This is a genomic window from Methyloversatilis sp. S146-33, from assembly GCF_059552495.1.
Genome location: NZ_JCANOT010000015.1, coordinates 59,348 through 81,042 on the forward strand (window position 1 = coordinate 59,348; position 21,695 = coordinate 81,042).

Genomic DNA, 21,695 nt, shown 5'->3' on the forward strand with positions numbered 1-21,695 from the left:
GGGGACGAGGGGCTAGAGACTAGGGAAGAGGTGTGGCTTTGCCACACGGGATGAACGCAACACCGCGCGGCGCTCCAGTCCCTAGTCCCTGCCCTCCTCAAGCATCCGGCACGACCTTGTCGCCTTCCAGTTCCATCCAGCGACGGCGGCGTTCGGCTTCTTTCTTGCCCATCAGCATGGTGAAGGTGTTCAGCACCAGATCGGGGTCGGCCCCCTGGGTGATGCGGATGAGCCGGCGCGTTTCCGGATTCATCGCGGTTTCCTTCAGTTCGTCCGGATTCATTTCGCCCAGACCCTTGAAGCGGCTCACCGTCAGCGCGCTCTCGGCAATACCGTCGGCAATCAGGTTGGCCAGTATGGTGTCGCGCTCGGCCTCGTCCAACGCGTAAAGACGGCGCGCCGGTCGGGTCTTGGTCGGCGCGATCTTCACGCAGTACAGCGGCGGCTGGCCGATGAACACGTGGCCACGTTCGATCAGCTTCGGGAAGTGACGCAGGAAGAGCGTGAGTTGCAGCGTCTGGATGTGGGCGCCATCGACGTCGGCATCCGACAGAATGATGATCTTGTGATAACGCAGGCCGTCGAGCACCGCGTCCGGCGCGTCCGGCTTGTGCGGGTCGATGCCCAGCGCCACCGCGATGTCGTGCACTTCGTTGTTGGCGAAGATCTCCGACGAGTCGATCTCGAAGGTGTTGAGCACCTTGCCGCGCAGCGGCAGCACCGCCTGGAACTGCCGGTCGCGCGCCTGCTTGGCGCTACCGCCGGCGGAGTCGCCCTCGACCAGGAAGATTTCGTTCTGTTCCGGCGAGGTGCCGGTGGCGTCGGTGAGCTTGCCCGGCAGCAGCGTGACGCCGGAACCGGCGCGCTTTTCCACCACCTTGCCCGCCCGCGCGCGGGTTTGCGCACTCTTGATCGCCAGACCGGCGATGCGCTGCGCCTCGGTCGCGTGGTCGTTGAGCCAGCGGTCCAGCGTGTCCTTGATCGCTTCGTACACGAGCTTCACCGCCTCGCGGTTGTTCAGCTTGTCCTTGGTCTGCCCCTGGAAGCGCGGCTCCAGCACCTTGGCGCTGAGCACATAGCTCGCATGCTGCGACACGTCTTCCGACTGCAGCGCGAGCTTGGCCGGCATCAGGCCGTGGTGGGTGGCGTAGTCCTTCACCGATTCGAACAGCGCCTGCCGCATGCCGGACTCGTGCATGCCGCCGCCCGGCGTCGGAATCAGGTTCACGAAGGACTCGCGCACCGACACGCCCTCGGGGAAGGCGATCGCCCATTCGGCGCCCTCGCCCTCGTCGTAGCCGGCGATCGCCGTGCGCGCGCCGCAGAACAGCTCGCACTTCGCGTCGCCGATCTCCTCGCGCAGATAGCCTTCGAGACCATTGGCGTACTGCCACTCCTGCACCGCCCCGCTCTCTTCGTCCTCGAAACGGATGCGCACGCCGGGCAGCATGGCGCTGCGCGCGCGCAGCAGATGCTCGATGTCGGCACGCTTCACCTTCGAACTGGCGAAGTACTTCGGATCCGGCCAGGCGCGCACGCGGGTGCCGGTATGCGACTTCGGGCAGCTGCCGACTTCGGTCAGGCCCTGCGAAATGCCGTGGTCGAAGGTGATCGAATGTTCCTTGCCGCCGCGCTTGACCGTCGCCTCCAGCCGGGTCGACAGCGCATTGGTCACCGTCACGCCGACACCGTGCAGACCGCCGGCGATCTTGTAGGCCTTGCCCTCGAATTTGCCGCCCGAGTGCGGGATGGTGAAGATGACCTCGATCGCCGGCACCTTCTTGGTCGGGTGGATATCGACCGGAATGCCGCGACCGTTGTCCTCGACCGACACCGAGCCGTCGCCGTGCATCACGACGCGGATGCCGTCGGCGAAGCCGCCCTGCGCCTCGTCGCAGGCGTTGTCGATCATTTCCTGGATGATGTGGTTCGGACTTTCGGTCCGGGTGTACATGTCCGGCCGCTTCTGGATCGGCGCGATGCCCTCGAGCACCTGGATTTCAGCGGCGTTGTAGCTGGGAGTCGTCATCGGAGTGAATCAGCGGAACGGGAGCGCGGCACGCGCCGCGCGGAAGGCCGCTAGTGTGCACGGAGAGGGGCGCGGCCGTCGATATTGACATGCGCCCACCGACGCGGCAGCGCCTGCCGCCCGACTCCACTCATATACACTGCGTCCCTTTTTGCCCGACGCCATGTGGTTCAAGAACCTGCAGATCTACCGCCTCACCGCCCCCTTCGCGCTCGCCCCTGAACAACTGGACGAAAAGCTCGCCGCCAAGGCCTTCCAGCCGGGCAGCAGCGTGGAAATGCAGCGCATGGGCTGGATGTCGCCGCGCGACAACGGCGCGCTGGTGCACGCGGTCGGCGGTCAGATGCTGATCACGCTGCGCACCGAAAAGAAGCTGCTGCCGGCCACCGTCATCAATCAGGTCGCCAAGGCACGTGCCCAGGAAATCGAGGAAAAGCAGGGCTACAAACCCGGCCGCAAGGAAATGCGCGAGCTGAAGGACAGCGTCACCAACGAACTGCTGCCGCGCGCCTTCGCCATCTGGCGCGATACGCAGGTGTGGATAGACCCGGTCAAGGGTCGCATCGTTGTCGACGCAGCCGCCAGCGCCAAGGGCGACGAGGTGATGCAGCTGCTGAACGAGTGCGTCGAACAGCTGGGCGCCCGCCCGCTGCAGACCGCGCTGTCGCCGGTATCGGCGATGACCTCCTGGCTGGCCGCCGACGAAGCGCCCGCCGGCTTCAGCATCGATCAGGACACCGAACTGCGCTCCAGCACGCAGTCCAAAGCGACCGTGCGCTACGTGCGCCATGCGCTGGAAGCGGACGACCTGCGTCGCCACATCGAAGCCGGCAAGCAGTGCACCCGTCTGGCGCTGAGCTGGATGGACCGTGTTTCGTTCACGCTGACCGAGAACCTCGCAGTCAAGCGGGTCGCACCGCTGGATGTGCTGACCGAGAACGACGACGGCAGCGGCGATGAAGCCGAGCGTTTCGACACCGATTTCGCGCTGATGACCGGCGAGGTCAGCCGCCTGATCGATCACCTCGAAGAAGCGCTGGGCGGCGTCGCGTCGAACTGAGCGCATCACCGGGAAGAAAGACCGATACGGCGACTGCGAATGAATACGGTTCGCACCACGACTTCGCGGGACGCCACCAAACCCAGCACAGAAGCCAGAATGGGCGCATCATCGAACAATCTTCGTATGCGCCGGACATCCGGGAAGTGAGATAAGCCATGCAAGGAAAACAGGTCATCCTCGACGCGCTGAACGCGCTCTTGGTCTACGAACTGGCGGCACGCGACCAGTACTTCATCCATTCGCGCATGCTCGACGAATGGGGCTTCAGCAAGGCCGCCGCGCGCATCGCGCATGAAATGGAAGACGAAACGGGCCACGCCGACGCGCTGATACGCCGCATCCTGATGCTGAGCGGTACGCCTGACATGAAACCCGCCCCGCTCAATGTCGGCCACGACGTCGTCAGCATTTTCGAGAACGATCTGGCGGTGGAGATTTCAGTCGTGAAGCATCTGCGCGAAGTGATGGCACTGACCGAGAAGGAGCAGGATTACGTCACCCGTGATCTGCTGCTGCCGATGCTGAAGGACACCGAAGAGGACCACGCGCACTGGCTGGAACAGCAACTGCGCCTGATCAAGCTGATGGGCGAGCAGAACTACCTGCAGAGCGCTGCGGGCTGAATGCTGACGGCGGCGATGGCCAAGGGCGTGCGCTCCGCCATCGCTGCACGATGCCATGCCTCGGCACGTGCCATGACGACGCGCACCTCGCGCGCGACAAATGTCGGCGCGACGGGCTCGCACAATCAACAACAGGGGAATTGGGTGGGGTGGCTGATGGGACTCGAACCCACGACAACTGGAATCACAATCCAGGACTCTACCAACTGAGCTACAGCCACCACTGGAACGGATGCCAGACGGCAACCGCTTTGAAACTCTCTCAGGCCTTTGCTGGCCTGCCCGGCAGGAATCGAACCCGCAACCTACGGCTTAGAAGGCCGTTGCTCTATCCAGTTGAGCTACGGGCAGGTACTAAGAACGGTGTTGCGGACCGATTATGGTCGGGGTGGAGGGATTCGAACCCCCGACATCTTGCTCCCAAAGCAAGCGCGCTACCGGGCTGCGCTACACCCCGAGAGGCCGCGATATTACCGGCCGACCGGGGTGCGGTCAATGCCTGCAGAGCGTTTCAGCGAAATATCTTCAAAGAAATTCGCCGGACCGCCCTGCAGCACCTCAGCCCTGCTCGCCGTTCACTTCGGGCGCAGCCAGCAGTGCCTTCATCGACAGGCGGATACGGCCCTTCTCGTCGGTCTCCAGCACCTTCACCTTCACCTGCTGACCTTCCTTCAGGTGATCGGCGACGTTGGCGATGCGCTCGTTAGCGATCTGCGAAATGTGCAGCAGACCGTCCTTGCCCGGCAGTACGCTGACGATGGCGCCGAAGTCCAGCAGACGCAGCACCGTACCGTCATAGACCTTGCCCACTTCGACTTCAGCCGTGATCGCCTCGATGCGGCGCTTGGCGTGCTCGGCGGCTTCCGAATTCACCGATGCGATGGTGATGGTGCCGTCGTCGCCGATGTCGATCGTGGCGCCGGTCTCTTCGGTCAGCGCGCGGATGACTGCGCCGCCCTTGCCGATCACGTCGCGGATCTTTTCCGGATTGATCTTCATCGTCAGCAGACGCGGTGCGTAGGTCGACACGCCTTCACGGGCGCCCGACATCGACTCCTGCATGATGCCGAGGATGTGCTTGCGCGCTTCGTGGGCCTGGGCCAGCGCAACCTGCATGATTTCCTTGGTGATGCCCTGGATCTTGATGTCCATCTGCAGCGCGGTGATGCCGCTGTCGGTACCGGCCACCTTGAAGTCCATGTCGCCGAGGTGATCCTCGTCGCCGAGGATGTCGGTCAGCACCGCGAAACGGTTGCCATCCTTGATCAGGCCCATCGCGATACCGGCAACATGCGCCTTCAGCGGCACGCCGGCGTCCATCAGTGCGAGCGAACCGCCGCACACCGAAGCCATCGACGACGAACCGTTCGATTCGGTGATTTCCGACACCACGCGCATCGAGTAGCTGAACTCTTCCGGCGACGGCAGCACAGCGAGCAGCGCGCGCTTGGCCAGACGACCATGGCCAATCTCGCGGCGCTTCGGTGCGCCGAAGCGGCCGGTTTCACCGGTGGCGAACGGCGGCATGTTGTAGTGAAGCATGAAGCGGTCGCGGTACTCGCCGCCCAGCGCGTCGATGATCTGCTCGTCGCGGCCGGTGCCCAGCGTGGCGATCACCAGCGCCTGCGTCTCGCCGCGCGTGAACAGCGCCGAACCGTGGGTACGCGGCATCACGCTGTTGCGAATCGCGATCGGACGCACGGTGCGCGTGTCGCGACCGTCGATGCGCGGCTCGCCGTTCAGGATGCGGCTGCGCACGATGCGCGCTTCCATGTCGAAGAAGTAGTTCTTGATCGTGTTCACGTCCGGCGCCGTCGCGGCGTCGGCGGTCAGCGCAGCGATCACTTCGTCGCGCAGGGCGTTCACGCTCTGGCTGCGCACCTGCTTCTGCGTGATGCGGTAGGCATCCTGCAGCTTGGCTTCGGCCAGCTCGGAAATGCGGTTCCACAGCGCTTCGTCGCGGGCCGGCGCCTGCCAGTCCCACTCCGGCTTGCCGGCGACTTCGACCAGTTCATTGATCGCATTGATCGCGGCCTGCATCTGCTCGTGGCCATAGACGACAGCGCCCAGCATGACTTCTTCCGACAGTTCCATCGCTTCCGACTCGACCATCAGCACGGCTGCTTCGGTGCCGGCGACGACCAGGTTCAGCTTGCTGTCCTTCAGCTGCGAGGCGGTCGGGTTGACGATGTACTGACCATCGATATAGCCCACGCGGGCGGCGCCGATCGGGCCGCTGAACGGGATGCCGGAGATCGCCAGTGCGGCGGATGCACCGATCATGGCCGGGATGTCGGCATCGACTTCCGGGTTCAGCGACAGCACCTGAACGATGACCTGAACTTCGTTGTAAAAGCCTTCCGGGAACAGCGGGCGGATCGGGCGATCGATCAGACGCGAGGTCAGCGTTTCCTTCTCGGTAGGACGGCCCTCGCGCTTGAAGAAACCGCCGGGGATACGGCCCGCGGCGTAGAACTTTTCTGCGTAATCAACGGTGAGCGGGAAAAAATCCTGGCCAGCCTTTGCCGACTTCTGGGCCACGACGGTCGCCAACACGACGGTTTCTTCGACGTTTACGATGACGGCGCCGCTCGATTGACGCGCGATCTCGCCGGTTTCCAGCACCACTTTCTGGGTGCCGAACATGAATTCCTTGCGGGTAGCGTTAAGCAAGTCGATTCCTTTCGATTCGATGAGTGGCGGGCATCGTCCGCCCGCCAGAAAAAACAAACCGGCGGAGCCGCAAAGGACTCACGCCGGTATGTGGTGTCAAGCCTGCGAAGGCTCAGACATTGCCTTCGGATGCAATTACTTGCGCAGACCGAGGCGGCCGATCAGCGAACGATAGCCGTCGGCGTTGGTGCGCTTCAGGTAGTCAAGCAGCTTGCGACGCTGGCTCACCATCTTGAGCAGACCACGACGCGAGTGGTGGTCCTTGACGTGTTCCTTGAAGTGACCGGTCAGGTCGTTGATGCGTGCGGTCAGCAGGGCGACTTGAACTTCGGGCGACCCCGTATCGCCGGCCGCGCGCTGGAAGTCGGCCACGATGCGGGCTTTATCGGCGGAAACGATAGCCATTGATCTAAACTCTCTCGTTTGGAAAACCCAAAATTATACGCCACAGTTGCGCAATCTCAAGCCTATTTCAAGGCTTTTGCGCACTTTCCTGCGGCAACAGGCGCTTCACCCGCAAGCGGGCGCCGCGTACGACGACCAGACCGAGAAAAGCCGGTCCGGCATAGGCGCGCAACACGCCTTCTTCTTGCAACGCAATGTCCGCGTCGACCGCTGAAAGCGGCACCGACTGACCGTTGATCAGGCGCTGCGCATCCGCGTCGGCAATGCGGCAGAGCGGCATGGCCTGCAACAGGATGTCGGCGGGATTCAACAGCGACGCGCGCGCGTCCTCCTCGAGCGCGGCGATCTGCTCAAGTGTCACCGCACGATCGAGTCGCAGGGGCCCGGTGCGCGTGCGGCGCAGTCCGGTCAGATGCGCACCACAGCCCAGCATCGCACCGATGTCTTCGGCCAACGTACGGATGTAGGTGCCTTTGCTGCACAGCACGCGCATCGAGAACGACGGCAGCGTGACATCCAGCAGTTCAATCTCGCGTATGCGCACATGACGCACCGCCCGTTCGATGGTCTCGCCGGCGCGGGCGTATTCGTAGAGCGGCTTTCCGGCGTGCTTGAGCGCAGAGTGCATCGGCGGAATCTGCTCGATGTCGCCGGTATGCGCATCGACGGCGCTACGCAGCGCAGTTTCGTCGATCGCGACTTCGCGGGTTTCGAGCACCTCGCCTTCGGCGTCCCCGGTCGTCGTCCGCACACCGAGACGCACCTGGGCGACATACTCCTTGTCGGCATCCAGCATCAGCCCGGCAAACCGGGTCGCCTCGCCGAAGCAGACCGGCAGCAGACCACTGGCCAGCGGATCGAGCGTACCGGTGTGTCCGGCACGGGCGGCCTGAAACAGACGACGCGCCTTCTGCAGCGCGTCGTTTGAACTGAGACCTATGGGTTTGTCGAGCAACAGCACACCGTTGATCGCCTTCCAGCGCGAGCGTGGCTGCAACTCAATCCTCGCCGGTGGAGGGGCCGGAATGCAGGGCCTTGTCGATCAGACGCGACAACTGGTCGGCACGCTCCATCGTCTGGTCATGCACGAAGTGCAGCTGCGGCGTGGTGTGTATGCGCACGCGGCGACCAATCTCCCGGCGCAGGAAACCGGACGCGCGCACCAGACCTTCATGTATCAGCTTCTGCGCGTCACCTTCGGCCAGCGTGCTGTAGTAGATCTTGGCGTGCGCATAGTCCGGCGTCAGTTCGACCGCGGTCAGCGACACCATGCCGACGCGCGGGTCCTTCAGTTCGGTCGCGATCAGCTGAGCCAGTTCGCGGCGGATCGCTTCCGACACTCGGTCACTGCGTGCATAACGTTCGGCCATTGCGTGTGGGCGTCAGGCTCAGGCGAGCTTGCGCGCGATTTCCTGGATTTCGAAGACCTCGAGCTGGTCGCCTTCTTCGATCTCGTTGTAACCGCGCAGCGACAAGCCGCACTCGTAACCTTCCTTGACTTCCTTGACGTCGTCCTTGAAGCGCTTGAGCGAATCGAGCTCGCCGGTCCACACCACCACGTTGTTGCGCAGCAGGCGGGCGCTGGCGCCACGCTTGACCAGACCCGAAAGCACCATACAACCGGCAATCGTGCCGATCTTGGTGCCGCGGAACACCTGGCGGATCTCCACCGTACCGAGCACGTGCTCGCGCTTTTCCGGCGCCAGCATGCCCGACAGCGCAGCCTTCACCTCATCGACCGCTTCGTAGATGATGGTGTAGTAACGCAGATCGACACCGAAGTTCTCGGCCAGCTTGCGCGCACCGACATCGGCGCGAACGTTGAAGCCGATGATGACGCCCTTGGAAGCCTGCGCCAGGTTCACGTCGGTTTCCGAGATCGCACCGACCGCGGCGTGAATCACCTGCACGCGCACTTCGTCGGTGGACAGCTTCATCAGCGACTGCACCAGCGCTTCCTGCGAACCCTGAACGTCAGCCTTGATGATGAGCGGCAGCACGCGGACTTCGCCCTCGCCCATCTGCTCGAACATCGACTCCAGCTTGGCGGCCTGTTGCTTCGCCAGCTTCACGTCGCGGAACTTGCCCTGACGGAACAGTGCAATTTCACGCGCCTTGCGTTCGTCGGCCAGCACCATCGCCTCGTCACCGGCGGCGGGCACGTCGGACAGACCCTGGATTTCCACCGGGATCGACGGACCCGCCTCGCTGATCGCCTTGCCGGACTCGTCCAGCATCGCGCGCACCCGGCCGAATACCTGACCACACAGCAGGATGTCGCCGCGCTTGAGCGTACCCGACTGCACCAGCACCGACGCGACCGGACCCTTGCCTTTGTCGAGACGCGCTTCGATGACCAGACCGCGGGCGGGGGCTTCCTTCGGCGCCTTCAGTTCAAGCACTTCAGCCTGCAGCAGCACGTTCTCGAGCAGTTCGTCGATGCCCGTACCCTTCTTCGCCGACACCGGGATGAAGGGTGAGTCGCCACCGTATTCTTCCGGAACCACACCTTCGGCCACAAGTTCCTGCTTCACGCGGTCCGGGTTGGCTTCGGGTTTGTCGATCTTGTTGATCGCCACGACCATCGGCACGCCGGCCGCCTTCGCGTGGTGAATGGCTTCACGCGTCTGCGGCATCACGCCATCATCGGCCGCCACCACCAGGATGACCAGGTCGGTCGCCTTCGCACCGCGGGCACGCATGGCCGTGAAGGCCTCGTGACCCGGCGTATCGAGGAAGGTGATCATGCCGCGCGGCGTATCGACGTGATAGGCGCCGATGTGCTGCGTAATGCCGCCCGCTTCACCGGCCGCCACACGGGCACGGCGGATGTAGTCGAGCAGCGAGGTCTTGCCGTGATCGACGTGACCCATGACGGTGACGACCGGTGCGCGCGGCAGCAGTTCGACATCCTTGTGCTCCTCGTCGGCTTCGCCGAGGAAGGCTTCCGGATCGTCCAGCTTGGCCGGCTTGGCGACGTGGCCCATTTCCTCGACCAGGATCATTGCGGTTTCCTGGTCCAGCACCTGATTGATCGTGACCATCTGACCGAGCTTCATCAGCACCTTGATCAGTTCGGTCGCCTTGATCGCCATCTTGTGGGCGAGGTCGGCGACGGAAATCGTTTCCGGCACCAGCACTTCGCGCACGACAGCCTCGATCGGCGCCTGCTGCTGGCCCTGATCGTGGTCGCGATGATTGCGGCCCTTCGGGCCACCACGCCAGCCACCGGTACCGGCGTCGCCGCGCGTCTTGATCTGACGGCGCTTGGCGGCGTCGTCCTTCCAGTTCGAACCCGGCTTTGCCTTGGCTGCAGCGGGCGCAGCGGGCTTAGTCTTGGCTGTCTTGTCGTCCGGCTTGGCCGGTTTGTGCAGCGTTCCGGCAGGCGCTTTCGCTGCCGCCGCCTTGGCCTCTTCCTCGGCTTTGGCCTTGGCTTCGGCTTCGGCTTGCGCACGCACCAGACGGGCTTCCGTCTCCTGGCGCATGCGGATTTCGCGCTCCTGCTTCTCCTTGAGCTCTCGCGCCTGATGGGCGAGCAGTTCGGAGTGGCGCTTGGCTTCGCGTTCGCGCGCGGTCAGCGGACGCGGCTCGGTCGGCGCAGCCGCCTCGGCCACGACTTCCGGAGCGCTTTCGGCCACCGGCTCGGGCGTCTCAACCGCCGCCGGTTCGGGTTCGGGCTCAGGTTCCGGTTCGGGCTCAGGTTCCGGCGCCACTTCGAGCACCGGTTCCGGCACCACCGGCGTCGGCTCGGGCTCGGGGATAAAAGTCGCCTCGTCCGCCACGACGTCGGCCGCGACCTCTTCGGTCGCCGCCGCCTGCGCTGCTTCTTCGGCCAGCAACTCGGCCGGATCGCGCTTGACCAGCACGCGCTTCTTGCGCACTTCGACCTGTACGGTACGCGCCTGACCGGACGAATTGGTCGCCTTGATCTCGGTGGTCTGACGACGGGTCAGCGTGATCTTGGTCTTTCCCGCCGTATCGCCGTGCTGACGCCGCAAGTAGTCGAGCAGGCGCGTCTTGTCCTGCTCGGTCAGCGAATCGCCTTCGCTCTTCTTGTCCACACCGGCCTGCTTCAGCTGCTCAAGCAGCGCGGCCGCGGGGATTTTCAGCTCGGTCGCAAACTGGGAAACACTCATCAACGCCATACCGTCCTCAATTATTCAAACCAGTGCGCGCGCGCAGTGGTGATCAGCGATGTCGCGCGCGCAGCATCGATGCCGGCGATCTCGACCAGTTCATCAACAGCGAGATCAGCCAGATCATCGCGCGTGCGCACATTGGCGCGCGCCAGCTGCGCCGCCAGCTGCTTGTCCATGCCGTCCAGCGCCAGCAGGGCATCATCGACCTGCTCCAGTTGCTCTTCGTCGACGATGGCTTCGGTCAGCAGCACGTTACGTGCGCGGGTACGCAGTTCGTTCACCGTATCTTCGTCGAACGCCTCGATCTCGAGCATTTCAGCCAGCGGCACGTAAGCCACTTCCTCCAGCGTCGAGAAGCCTTCCTCGATCAGGATGTCCGCCACTTCCTCGTCCACGTCCAGCTTGGCCATGAACAGCAGGCGGATGGCGGCGTTCTCCGCGTCGGACTTGGCGGCCGACTGCTCGACCGTCATCAGGTTGATCTTCCAGCCGGTCAGCTCGGACGCGAGGCGCACGTTCTGGCCGCTGCGACCGATGGCAATCGCGAGGTTGTCTTCGCTGACCACCACGTCCATGCTGTGCGCGTCCTCATCCACCACGATGGAGGCGACTTCGGCCGGCGCCAGCGCGCCGATGACGAACTGCGCCGGATCAGGCGACCACAGGATGATGTCGACGCGCTCGCCGCCCAGTTCGTTGGTCACCGCCTGCACGCGCGAACCGCGCATGCCGATGCAGGTGCCTTGCGGATCGACGCGCGGATCGTTCGACTTGACAGCGATCTTGGCGCGGATACCGGGGTCGCGGGCGGCGCCCTTGATCTCGATGAGGCCGTCTTCGATCTCCGGCACTTCGAGCTCGAACAGCTTCATGATGAACTCGGGCGCGGTACGCGACAGGATGATCTGCGGGCCACGCGCCTGGCGATCGACACGCAGCAGCACTGCCTTGACGCGGTCGCCGACGCGCAGGTTCTCGCGGGCAATGATGTGTTCGCGCGGCAGCAGCGCCTCCAGGCGGCCCACTTCGACGATGGCATTGCCGCGCTCGATCCGCTTGATGGTGCCGGTGACCAGATGGTCCTTGCGCTCAAGGAAGTCGTTCAGGATCTGTTCGCGCTCGGCATCACGGATGCGCTGCAGGATGACCTGCTTGGCGGCCTGCGCACCGATGCGGCCGAAATCGACCGGCTCCAGGGCTTCTTCGATGTAGTCGTCGACCTGGATGTCGGCGATCTGCTCGCGGGCGTCGATCAGGCCGATCTCGGCCTCGTCGTTCTCGACCAGTTCGTCCGGCAGCACGTGCCAGCGACGGAAGGCTTCGTACTCGCCGGTTTCGCGGTCGATCGACACGCGCACGTCGGCGTCGTCATGGGTGCGCTTCTTGGTGGCCGAAGCCAGTGCGGTTTCGAGAGCGCCGAAAACCACTTCGCGGGACACATTCTTTTCGCGTGCCAGTGCATCGACCAGCAACAGAATCTCGCGACTCATCGTTTCAACTCCTGCTTGCGTTCAAAGTCCGGCACCAGGCGGGCACGTTCGATCTGCGACAGTTCGAACTCGTGGGCTTCGCCCTTGATCTCGAGGGTGAGCCGGTCGTTGGCCACGCCGGCCAGTCGACCGGTGAAATTGCGTTGATTGCCCACCGGCACGCGCAGGCGCAACTGCGCCTCCTGCCCGGTGAAGCGAACGAAGTCGGCGGTCTTGCGCAGCGGGCGATCAAGCCCCGGGGAGGACACTTCAAGACGGTCGTAATCGACGTTTTCGACCATGAAAAGGCGGGTCAGGTGATTGCTCACCGTCACGCAGTCATCCACCATGATGCCCTTGTCGGTGTCAATGAAGACACGCAGCAGACGGCCTCTTGGCGAGGTTTCAAGATCGACGAATTCGTAGCCGAGCCCAGTTACCGCCTGCTCGATCAGTTCCGCAACACTCATCCCAGCAACACACTTCCGGATGTACAAATAAAAAATGGGCTGACCGCCCATCGAAAAACGCCGGCCGGGCCAGCGCAACAAGCCGAGGAGTGTAACAGAGGCCATCCATCCCCTCAAGCTGCAAGGATGGACTGCCCCGCCCAACGGTGGTATGTCGTCAGGCCTCTCCGCCGCCTGCCGCGGGCTTGGCCGACGAGCGGCGACGGCGACGCGGTGCGCGCTTGCGGGCCGGGGCGTCGCCCTCGCCGCCTTGCGGCGACGGTGCCCCCTGTTGCGGCGCAGCGCGATTGCCACCCTCACCGGCTTCACGCGGCTTGCGCGGACCGCGGCGACGGCCGCGCTTGGGCGACGCCGGCGTTTCGCCGTCGGCTTGCGGCCGGGCTTCATCTACCGGCCCTTTGCGCTGCTTGCCCTTGGCCGGCACCACCGACAACAGCTTCTCGACCTGTTCCGCCTTGAGCTCCTCCGACTTGCCGCGCGCCAGACGTCGCGGCAGCTCGAACGGGCCATAGCGCACGCGCATCAGTCGGCTCACGGTCAGACCGATCGCCTCAAACATGCGACGCACCTCGCGGTTGCGGCCTTCGGACAGCGTGACGCGGTACCAGTGGTTCGAACCTTCGCCGCCGCCGTCAGCCAGCGAATTGAACTTGGCGATGCCATCTTCGAGCTCGATGCCGTCGGTCAGCTTCTTCGACTGTTCCGGCGTGAGCTCCCCGATCAGGCGCACCGCGTACTCGCGTTCGAGCTCATAGCTCGGGTGCATCAGCTTGTTGGCCAGCTCACCGCTGGTGGTGAATACGAGCAGGCCCGAAGTGTTGAAGTCGAGTCGACCGACCGCGATCCAGCGGCCACCGCCCACCTTGGGCAGCTTGTCGAACACCGACGGACGGCCTTCCGGGTCGTCGCGCGACACGATTTCGCCTTCCGGCTTGTGGTAGATCAGCACGCGCGGCGCACGCTGGGCGAAGTGGATGTGGATCAGCTTGCCATTGACGCGGACCTTGTCCTCCGGCCCGACGCGCTGACCCACATGCGCCGGCAGCGAGTTGACGCTGATGCGGCCGGCGACGATCCAGTCTTCCAGTTCGCGGCGCGAACCCAGGCCCATGTCCGCCAGCATCTTGTGCAGCTTCTGCGGTTCGTTGAACACCACCGGGCCGCGCCGCTTGTTCTTGCTGTCCTGCGAGCGGTAATTGGCCACGTTGCCATTGACCTCGCCACCGGCGCCCGGCCTGCGTCTACCTTGCATCATTGAATTCCATCACCTTCTGTAGTTCGGCCAGCGGCGGCAGCTCAGCGAGCGTGCGCAGGCCCAGGTCGTCGAGAAAACGTCGTGTCGTTGCATACAGCGCCGGCCGGCCGGGGACTTCGCGGTAACCCACGCTGTCAATCCAGCCGCGCCCTTCGAGCGCCTTGATGATGCCCGGCGACACCGCCACACCGCGGATGTCCTCGATATCGCCGCGCGTCACCGGCTGGCGGTACGCAATGATCGCCAGCGTTTCCAGCACCGCTCTGGAATACTTCGCGGGCTTTTCGTTCTTCAGTCGATCCAGGTAGGGCTGAACGTCCGCGGTGGTGCGGAAACGCCAGCCGGACGACACCTGGACCAGTTCGATGCCCCGCCCCGCCCAGTCCTCGCGCAACTCGTCGAGCAGACGACGGATCAGCGCGTGGTCGAGCTCCTGTTCGAACAGCTTTCGCAGTTCGCCGGTACTCATTGCGTCCTGGCTGGCGAGCAGCGCGGCTTCGAGCACGCGCTTGACCTCAGACGGGCTCGGCGACTGCGGCTGTTCGGGCAGTTCGGACATAAATCGGCGCAAAGGCTTCGAGCTGAAGCAGTTCAATCAGGTTCTCGCGGGCCAGTTCGAGCACCGCGAGAAAATTCACCACCATCTGGGCGGCCGGCGCGCCAACCTCGAACAACTGGTCGAAGCGCAGATCACCTTCTTCGTGCAGCCGGCGCAGGATGCCGGACATGAACTCACGCACCGACAGCGCCTCGCGCGTCACCTTGTGATGGCGGGTCATGTCGGCACGGCGCATCAGCGCCAGCCAGGCCAGCTGCAGGTCGGTCGCACTCACGTTCGGCTGGATCTCGACCAGCCGCTCGGCCACCTGCACGCCGACCCACTCGTGCTCGCGCTGGATGCGCGGAATCGCGTCCAGCGCCAGCGCGGCCGCCTTCATCTGTTCGTACTCGATCAGCCGGCGTACCAGTTCAGCACGCGGATCCTCGCCCTCGTCGGCGACTTCACGCGGCGGACGCGGCAGCAGCATGCGAGACTTGATCTCGAGCAGCATGGCCGCCATCAGCAGGTATTCCGCCGCCAGTTCCAGGCGTTGCGAGCGCATCGCCTCGACGTAGACGAGGTATTGCGCGGTCAGCGGCGCCATCGGAATGTCGAGGATGTCGACGTTGGCCTTGCGTATCAGGTAGAGCAGCAGATCGAGCGGCCCCTGGAACGCGTCCAGGAACACTTCGAGCGCATCGGGCGGAATGTACAGGTCGAGCGGAAGTTTTTCCAGCGCCTCGCCATACAGGCGCGCCGGTGGCGCGGCCGTCGCGGCCGGCACCGGTTCAGCGATGAGCGCCTCGCCGGACATCAGGCGTAGTTCAGGCCCATGGCCTCGCGCACGTCGCGCATCGTTTCCGACGCCAGCTTGCGCGCCCGTTCGCAGCCATCGGCGACGATGTTGCGCAACAGCATCGGATCTTCCTCGTACTGCTTCGCGCGCTCGTGGATCGGTGCCTGTTCCTTCAGCACCGCGTCGATCACCGGCTGCTTGCACTCGAGGCAACCGATGCCGGCCGAGCGGCAACCTTCCTGTACCCACTGCTTGACCGAGTCGTCCGAGTAGATCACGTGGAACTGCCACACCGGGCAGCGGTCCGGATCGCCCGGATCGGTGCGGCGCACGCGCTGGGTGTCGGTCATCATGCCGCGGATCTTCTTGGTGACGACCTCGGGTTCTTCACGCAGCATCAGCGTGTTGTTGTACGACTTGGACATCTTCTGCCCGTCCAGACCCGGCATGCGCGCCGCCTCGGTCAGCAGCGCACCCGGCTCGGCCAGAATCATCTTGCCGCCGCCTTCCAGATAGCCGTAGAGGCGCTCTCGGTCGCCCAGACTCAGGCTCTGTGCCTCTTCGAGCAGCGCCTTGCCCTGCGCCAGCGCGTCCTCCTTGCCTTCCTGCTGGTACAGGCGGCGCAGTTCCTCGTACAGCTTGCCGCGCTTGCCGCCCAGCTTCTTCACCGCCTCACGCGCCTTGTCCTCGAAGCCGGGCTCACGACCGTACAGGTGGTTGAAGCGACGGGCCACCTCGCGGGTCAGTTCGACGTGCGGCACCTGATCCTCGCCAACCGGCACCAGATTGGCGCGGTAGATCAGGATATCGGCCGACTGCAGCAGCGGATAGCCGAGGAAGCCGTAGGTCGCCAGATCCTTGTCGGCCAGCTTTTCCTGCTGGTCCTTGTAGGTCGGCACCCGCTCCAGCCAGCCGAGCGGACACATCATCGACAGCAGCAGATGCAGTTCGGCGTGCTCCGGCACCCGCGACTGGATGAACAGCGTCGCCTGGTTGGGATCGACACCCGCGGCCAGCCAGTCGATCAGCATGTCCCACACGCTACGCTCGATCACCTGTGTGTCTTCGTAATTGGTGGTCAGCGCATGCCAGTCGGCAACGAAGAACAGACAGGGGTATTCGTGCTGCAGCTTGACCCAGTTCTTCAGCACGCCGTGGTAGTGACCAAGATGCAGGCGACCGGTGGGGCGCATGCCGGAAAGAACGCGTTCTGCGTACATGTTATCGATTCATCCGGTTCAGAAAAGCAGGGACATCAGCAGCGCGTTCGCCAGCACGAGCAGCGGACGCAGGATGTCGTCGAGTACGTGCGACACCAGCAGCGCGATCAGGATGAACATGCCGTAAGGCTCGATGCGCGCGAACACCATGGACGGACCGCGCGGCAGCAGGCTCACCATGATGCGTCCGCCGTCGAGCGGCGGTATGGGCAGAAGGTTCAGCACCATCAGCACCAGATTGATCAGTATGCCGGCCTTGGCCATCAGCAGCAGCGGCTCGGCAAAGTAGTGACCGGGCATGCCGAGTGCCAGCTTCATTGCCAGCCCCCAGCCCAGTGCCATCACCAGATTGGCGGCCGGACCGGCTGCCGCAACCCAGAACATGTCCTGCTTCGGGCGACGCAGCCGCGAAAAATCGACCGGCACCGGCTTGGCCCAGCCGAACAGCAGCCCCTCGTGACCCGCCATCGCGCCGACGAAGTACATGACCAGCGGCACCAGTATCGTGCCGACCGGATCGATGTGCTTCAAGGGGTTGGCGGTGATCCGGCCGGCCAGATGCGCGGTCGGATCCCCCTTCATCAGTGCGGCGTATCCGTGGGCCGCCTCGTGCAGCGTAATGGCAAGCACGACCGGCAGCACGATGACCGCCAAGCGTGCAATGCTTTCGTCCATAGGCGGGCGGATGCTAGCAGAACGCGGCCGGCACGTCAGTCCAGGCCGAAGCGCGCGACGTCGCCCGCGCCGGCGCGTACCAGTTCGGGCGTGCCCGACGACAGGTCGATCACCGAGGTCGGCTGCGTACCGCAGTGACCGGCGTCGATCACCAGGTCGAGCTCGTGCTGGAGGCGCTCGCGGATGTCCTCGGCGTCGGTCAGCGGCAGATCTTCGCCGGGCAGCAAAAGGGTCGAGCCGAGCAGCGGTTCGCCCAGCGCCTCCAGCAATGCCGACACGACCGGATGGTCCGGCACCCGCAGGCCGATGGTCTTGCGCTTCGGATGCAGGATGCGCCGCGGCAACTCCCGCGTCGCCTCCAGAATGAAGGTGTAGGGCCCTGGTGTCGCGCTCTTGAGCAGACGGAACTGCGCGTTATCGACCTTGGCGAGGTTGGCGATGTCCGACAGGTCGCGGCACATCATCGTGAAATGATGATGCACATCCACGTCGCGGATGCGACGGATGCGCTCGAGCACGCGCGCATCGCCCATATGGCCCACCAGCGACCAGGCGCAGTCGGTCGGAATGGCCGCGAGCCCGCCATCCCGGAGGATGTCGGCGGCGTGTCGTATCAGGCGGGGTTGCGGATTGTCGGGATGTACGGTGAAAAGCTGTGCCACGTGGATGTATTCGTCAGAGGGTGTGGAAAAGCGGCATCAGGCCGGACAGGCGACACGCGAGCCAAGCTCGGGCGCATGCCACACCGGTTCGACACCGGCGGGCAGATGAGCGCCTCGTCCGAGGTCGATCGGACTTTCGTCCGGCGCATGGAAGTCGGACGCGCGCGAGGCGTAGAAACCGAAATCGCGGGCCAGCCGGGCGAAATGCCTGACCTCGGCCTCGCCGTGCGAGCCGGACACCACTTCGATGGCCTGCCCTCCGGCATCGCGGAAGTCGCCGAGCAGGCGCAGCAACTGATCGCCGGAGATGCGATAGCGGCCCGGATGGGCGACCACGGCGACGCCGCCAGCGCCGCGTATCCACGCCACCGCCTGCTCCAGCGCCGTCCATTGGTGTTCGATGTAGCCGGGGCGACCGCGCACCAGATAGTTGTGGAACACCGCATGCACGTCCGGCGCATAGCCCTGCTCGACCAGCACGCGTGCGAAGTGTGACCGACCAACGAGCGACGGATTGCCGGCATGGCGCATCGCGTTGGCGTAGGCCTCGCGCACGCCCAGCGCTTCCAGCGCCTCGGCCATGCGCAACGCGCGCTCGTCGCGGCCGCCGCGCACGCTGGCCAGGCCCTGCTCCAGTGGCGCATGGCGCGGATCGATGCCGAGGCCGACGACGTGGATGGTGGTGCCGTGCCAGGTGACGGAGATCTCGACGCCGTCGATGAAACGCATGCCCAGCGCACGTGCTTGCTCGCGCGCTTCGTCGAGTCCGCCCAGATTGTCGTGATCGGTCAGCGACCACAGCTCGACGCCATTGGCCGCTGCGCGCGCGGCGAGCGCGGCCGGCGACAGTACGCCGTCGGAGTGGCAGGAGTGGCAGTGCAGATCGGCATTCATAACTTTGGGATTCTAGCAGGCGGCCGCTGACGGTCCTGCGCGGCTACAATCTTGCCCGGTCAAACCCACCAGGAAACAGCAATGAATCATCCGGACAATCTTCGCTACACCGACACACACGAATGGGTCAGGGTCGAACAGGACGGCACCGTGACGGTCGGCATCACCGACCACGCGCAGGATGCCCTCGGAGATGTGGTCTTTCTGCAGTTGCCCGATGTCGGCCGCACCGTCGCCCGTACCGAGGCGATGGCGGTGATCGAATCGGTCAAGTCGGCCTCCGACATCCACGCTCCGGTGTCGGGCACGGTCACCGCGGTCAATGCCCCGGTCGCCGACCAGCCCGAATCGGTCAATCAGGATCCCTACGGTGCCTGGATGTTCGTCATCAAGCCGGACAATGCGGCCGAACTTGACGAGCTGCTGAGCGCCGACGCCTACAGCGCCTCGCTCAGCTGACGCGACGCGGCGCCGGCCAGCCCCGGCGCCGATGATTCACTGCCGGCCGCGCTCCATGCGCTGGCCGTGCTTGCGCAGACTGGCCGACAGCTGGTCGATGATCTCGCCCGCCGCGCCGACGATCTGGTTGTTGCCAAAACCGGCCGCCTTCATTTCCCGATAGAAGGATTTCGCCAGCATGCGCGCCACCTGCGCCGGCTGCGCCGCGCCTTGCGAGAAGGCTTCCGCCAGCGCTGTCACCTCCTCGCCCTGCAGCGCCCGCTGCGCGAACTCCGATTTGACCAGGAAGGCCAGTTGCGCGGTCTGCACCGACTTGCCGCCGAACAGCGCGAGGCAGTCCAGCATGCCCTCCTCTTCTTCCGTGAATGCCGGCTGACCGCGACCGCGTCGCACGTTGATCACGCCCAGTATGCGTCCGTCAAGCGGCAACGGCGTGCAGATGAAGCTGCCGCCCTCGCCGCGCGCGCGGCCGCCGGCGTGCGGCGCGTCGGCGTCGATGACACGCCGCCCTCGCCCGCTGGCGAACACCTCACCCGCCACCGAACTGCCGCTGCTCACCCGCGCATTGACCACTTCCTGCGCCAGTTCGCCACGCCAGGCCGCAATCCCAAGCACGGCATCGTGGCCCTCACCGTCGGCCAGCATGATGGTGACGCGCTCGCACGGCAGGCGCGCCCAGCACGTCTCGGCGACCTGATCCAATGCTGACTGCAGCAGACCGTTATCGCGTGGCGCTGCATTTCCCGGATTCATGATTCGCACCTCCTGCTCAGCCCTTCGGCCTCCGCCCGATCAAGCCAGTCGGCGATCCGCACACCCAGTGCATCGACGCCACGCGACAGCGCCGCAACACCGGACGGCGCATCGGCGCCGAGCGCCTTCTCGGTCAGCGAGAAGCGCATGCGGTCGACGATGGTTCTGCCATTGGCGCCGACCAATGTGGCGACCCCGGATATCAGCGCCGCCGACGCCTGCTGCTGCTCGAACACCTGTATGAACTCGTCCAGCTCGACCACCAGACGGCAGGTCGACGGCGCACCCGGGCTATCCAGCATGCGTCGCAGCGCGACCGACAGCAGTTCGGCCGGTGGTGCTGCCCAGCGGCTCAATGCGTAACTGCGTCGGCGTGTTTCGCTCTCGTAGGCAAGGCGATAGTGGATGGCGGTGCCGTCCAGCCAATTCGGGGCACGCACGTCGGTCAGCACCGGCACGCGCGCCAGCGGGCGGGCGGCACGCTGGCTGCCCAGATCGTGAAGTTCGGACGTCGGCGAACGCGGCAGCAGCGGCCCGCACGCGGCCAGCGTGATCGACAGCAGCGCGCTCGCCCAAAGTGATTTCATCTCCGATGCTCCTCAGTCGCGCGCTCTGCCGGCGGCGGGATCGAAACCGGGCTCGCCGGGCCCGGGCTGTTGCGTCTCGCGCCCGAGCAGCAGCATCTGTGGCGAAGACTCGAGCTCGCCCAGCACACGTCGCAGCTGGCGGGCATCGCGGTTCGCTTCGTCGAGCAGCGTCTGCAGCCGCGGCAAGGTGTCGCCGTTGATCTGTTGCCCCATGCTCGCAGCCAGCGCATCGAGCCGCGATGACAACTGCTGCATCGACGCCAGCACGGTCCGCAGTTCCTGCGCCAGCGGCGCGCCTTGGGCGCTGACCGCCTCCAGCTGACCGAGGATGCGCCCGCTGCGTTCGATATTTTCAGCCGACAGCACTGCCTGAGCGCGTTGCAGCGTTTCGCGCAGATCGCCGGCGACGCCCGGCAGATGGACCAGCGTCCGGTCCAGGTGCGCAGTCGCCGACTGCAGGCTGCCCAGCGTCGCGCCTATGCGTTCGAGATTGCGGTCGTCGAGCAGCACATGCAGCCGCAACAGCACCTGGCGCATCACGTCCATCGTGTCGCTGGCCTTGTTGCCCAGCCCGCCAAACTGCGAGCCACGCAGCGGGATGCGGGCGTCGGCCGGCGACAGCGGCGTCGGGTCGGAGCCATCGTCCGTCATGTCGATCAGCGCCAGACCGGTCACGCCGAGATAGCCAAGTTCTGCGCGCGTGCCCGCGGTCACCGGATAACGCGCCGGAATCGAGATGCGGACGTGGATTTCCCGCGGGTTGTCAGGGTTGATGTAAATGTCCCTCACCTTGCCGACACGGATGCCGCGGTAGCGCACCTGAGCCTGCGGACTCAGGCCACCGACATCGGCCGTGGTCACCAGCAGGTACTCCTCTCCGGCGTCGTCCCCGCTGGACAGATACCAGATGGCCAGTCCGACGGCGACACTCATCAGCAGCAGGAACAGACCTGCAGCCAGTGCGTGGGCGCGGCTTTCCATG

21 protein-coding genes and 3 tRNA genes are annotated in these 21,695 nt (G+C 64.9%); 3 read left to right on the forward strand and 21 right to left on the reverse strand.

All coding sequences use genetic code 11. The annotated features are described in order from the left end of the window. Positions 1-97: 97 nt before the first annotated feature. Positions 98-2,029: a DNA topoisomerase IV subunit B gene (locus AC51BJ_RS03045; RefSeq protein ID WP_019918086.1), complete on the reverse strand. Its 1,932-nt coding sequence runs from the start codon at positions 2,027-2,029 to the stop codon at positions 98-100. A gap of 163 nt (positions 2,030-2,192) precedes the next feature. Here AC51BJ_RS03045 and AC51BJ_RS03050 point away from each other — a divergent pair, with 163 nt between their 5' ends. Next, complete coding sequence (locus tag AC51BJ_RS03050) at positions 2,193-3,089, forward strand: recombination-associated protein RdgC (RefSeq protein WP_496279290.1); 897 nt, start codon at positions 2,193-2,195, stop codon at positions 3,087-3,089. Positions 3,090-3,247: 158 nt separating this feature from the next. Next, the gene (gene bfr, locus AC51BJ_RS03055; protein WP_019918083.1) at positions 3,248-3,715 is read left to right on the forward strand and encodes a bacterioferritin; all 468 of its coding nucleotides are present in this window, start codon (positions 3,248-3,250) and stop codon (positions 3,713-3,715) included. Between the two features lie 145 nt (positions 3,716-3,860). Here bfr and AC51BJ_RS03060 read toward each other — a convergent pair. The 17 genes from AC51BJ_RS03060 to AC51BJ_RS03140 form a co-directional block, all read right to left on the reverse strand. Further along, positions 3,861-3,936: transfer RNA gene (locus tag AC51BJ_RS03060), tRNA-His, on the reverse strand. Between the two features lie 53 nt (positions 3,937-3,989). After that, a tRNA-Arg gene (locus tag AC51BJ_RS03065) sits at positions 3,990-4,066 on the reverse strand. Positions 4,067-4,095: 29 nt separating this feature from the next. Further along, a tRNA-Pro gene (locus AC51BJ_RS03070) sits at positions 4,096-4,172 on the reverse strand. A gap of 101 nt (positions 4,173-4,273) precedes the next feature. Then, the gene (gene pnp, locus AC51BJ_RS03075; protein WP_496279376.1) at positions 4,274-6,361 is read right to left on the reverse strand and encodes a polyribonucleotide nucleotidyltransferase; all 2,088 of its coding nucleotides are present in this window, start codon (positions 6,359-6,361) and stop codon (positions 4,274-4,276) included. 162 nt (positions 6,362-6,523) lie between these two features. Continuing rightward, positions 6,524-6,793: a 30S ribosomal protein S15 gene (rpsO, locus tag AC51BJ_RS03080; protein WP_019918081.1), complete on the reverse strand. Its 270-nt coding sequence runs from the start codon at positions 6,791-6,793 to the stop codon at positions 6,524-6,526. A 67-nt stretch (positions 6,794-6,860) separates the two neighbouring features. After that, complete coding sequence (gene truB / locus AC51BJ_RS03085) at positions 6,861-7,790, reverse strand: tRNA pseudouridine(55) synthase TruB (RefSeq protein WP_496279291.1); 930 nt, start codon at positions 7,788-7,790, stop codon at positions 6,861-6,863. A 1-nt stretch (position 7,791) separates the two neighbouring features. Beyond that, complete coding sequence (gene rbfA / locus AC51BJ_RS03090; RefSeq protein ID WP_304003363.1) at positions 7,792-8,163, reverse strand: 30S ribosome-binding factor RbfA; 372 nt, start codon at positions 8,161-8,163, stop codon at positions 7,792-7,794. A gap of 18 nt (positions 8,164-8,181) precedes the next feature. Then, on the reverse strand, positions 8,182-10,929 hold the full coding sequence (gene infB / locus AC51BJ_RS03095; protein ID WP_496279292.1) for a translation initiation factor IF-2: 2,748 nt from the start codon (positions 10,927-10,929) through the stop codon (positions 8,182-8,184). A 20-nt stretch (positions 10,930-10,949) separates the two neighbouring features. Next, positions 10,950-12,422: a transcription termination factor NusA gene (nusA, locus tag AC51BJ_RS03100; RefSeq protein WP_019918077.1), complete on the reverse strand. Its 1,473-nt coding sequence runs from the start codon at positions 12,420-12,422 to the stop codon at positions 10,950-10,952. Next, complete coding sequence (gene rimP / locus AC51BJ_RS03105) at positions 12,419-12,871, reverse strand: ribosome maturation factor RimP (protein ID WP_304003401.1); 453 nt, start codon at positions 12,869-12,871, stop codon at positions 12,419-12,421. Before rimP ends, nusA begins: the two co-directional genes overlap by 4 nt. A 157-nt stretch (positions 12,872-13,028) precedes the next feature. After that, entirely contained in the window at positions 13,029-14,126 is a 1,098-nt protein-coding gene (rluB, locus tag AC51BJ_RS03110) for a 23S rRNA pseudouridine(2605) synthase RluB (RefSeq protein ID WP_496279293.1), read from the reverse strand. After that, complete coding sequence (gene scpB, locus AC51BJ_RS03115; RefSeq protein ID WP_019918072.1) at positions 14,113-14,685, reverse strand: SMC-Scp complex subunit ScpB; 573 nt, start codon at positions 14,683-14,685, stop codon at positions 14,113-14,115. Before scpB ends, rluB begins: the two co-directional genes overlap by 14 nt. Further along, positions 14,642-15,481 (reverse strand): segregation and condensation protein A, encoded by an 840-nt coding sequence (locus AC51BJ_RS03120; RefSeq protein WP_496279294.1) that lies wholly within the window; start codon positions 15,479-15,481, stop codon positions 14,642-14,644. The genes scpB and AC51BJ_RS03120 overlap by 44 nt, the downstream gene beginning before the upstream one ends. Next, positions 15,481-16,683: a tryptophan--tRNA ligase gene (locus AC51BJ_RS03125; RefSeq protein ID WP_304003358.1), complete on the reverse strand. Its 1,203-nt coding sequence runs from the start codon at positions 16,681-16,683 to the stop codon at positions 15,481-15,483. Before AC51BJ_RS03125 ends, AC51BJ_RS03120 begins: the two co-directional genes overlap by 1 nt. Before the next feature lie 18 nt (positions 16,684-16,701). Continuing rightward, a complete protein-coding gene (locus tag AC51BJ_RS03130; RefSeq protein ID WP_304003357.1) occupies positions 16,702-17,358 on the reverse strand; it encodes a site-2 protease family protein in 657 nt (218 codons plus the stop codon). Positions 17,359-17,393: 35 nt separating this feature from the next. Beyond that, positions 17,394-18,020 (reverse strand): L-threonylcarbamoyladenylate synthase, encoded by a 627-nt coding sequence (locus AC51BJ_RS03135; protein WP_430434175.1) that lies wholly within the window; start codon positions 18,018-18,020, stop codon positions 17,394-17,396. Between the two features lie 36 nt (positions 18,021-18,056). Next, complete coding sequence (locus AC51BJ_RS03140) at positions 18,057-18,914, reverse strand: 3',5'-nucleoside bisphosphate phosphatase (protein WP_496279295.1); 858 nt, start codon at positions 18,912-18,914, stop codon at positions 18,057-18,059. A gap of 81 nt (positions 18,915-18,995) precedes the next feature. Between AC51BJ_RS03140 and gcvH the strand changes: the two genes are divergently transcribed. Further along, entirely contained in the window at positions 18,996-19,373 is a 378-nt protein-coding gene (gcvH, locus tag AC51BJ_RS03145) for a glycine cleavage system protein GcvH (protein WP_496279296.1), read from the forward strand. A gap of 36 nt (positions 19,374-19,409) precedes the next feature. Here gcvH and AC51BJ_RS03150 read toward each other — a convergent pair whose 3' ends face one another. The 3 genes from AC51BJ_RS03150 to AC51BJ_RS03160 are packed head-to-tail and all read right to left on the reverse strand — an operon-like array spanning position 19,410 to position 21,694. Beyond that, positions 19,410-20,126, reverse strand: coding sequence for a GAF domain-containing protein (locus AC51BJ_RS03150; protein WP_496279297.1), 717 nt, complete (start codon positions 20,124-20,126; stop codon positions 19,410-19,412). Further along, positions 20,123-20,713, reverse strand: a complete 591-nt coding sequence (locus AC51BJ_RS03155; protein WP_496279298.1) for an ABC-type transport auxiliary lipoprotein family protein — start codon at positions 20,711-20,713, stop codon at positions 20,123-20,125. Before AC51BJ_RS03155 ends, AC51BJ_RS03150 begins: the two co-directional genes overlap by 4 nt. A 12-nt stretch (positions 20,714-20,725) precedes the next feature. Continuing rightward, positions 20,726-21,694, reverse strand: coding sequence for an MlaD family protein (locus AC51BJ_RS03160; protein WP_496279299.1), 969 nt, complete (start codon positions 21,692-21,694; stop codon positions 20,726-20,728). Between the last annotated feature and the right edge of the window lies 1 nt (position 21,695).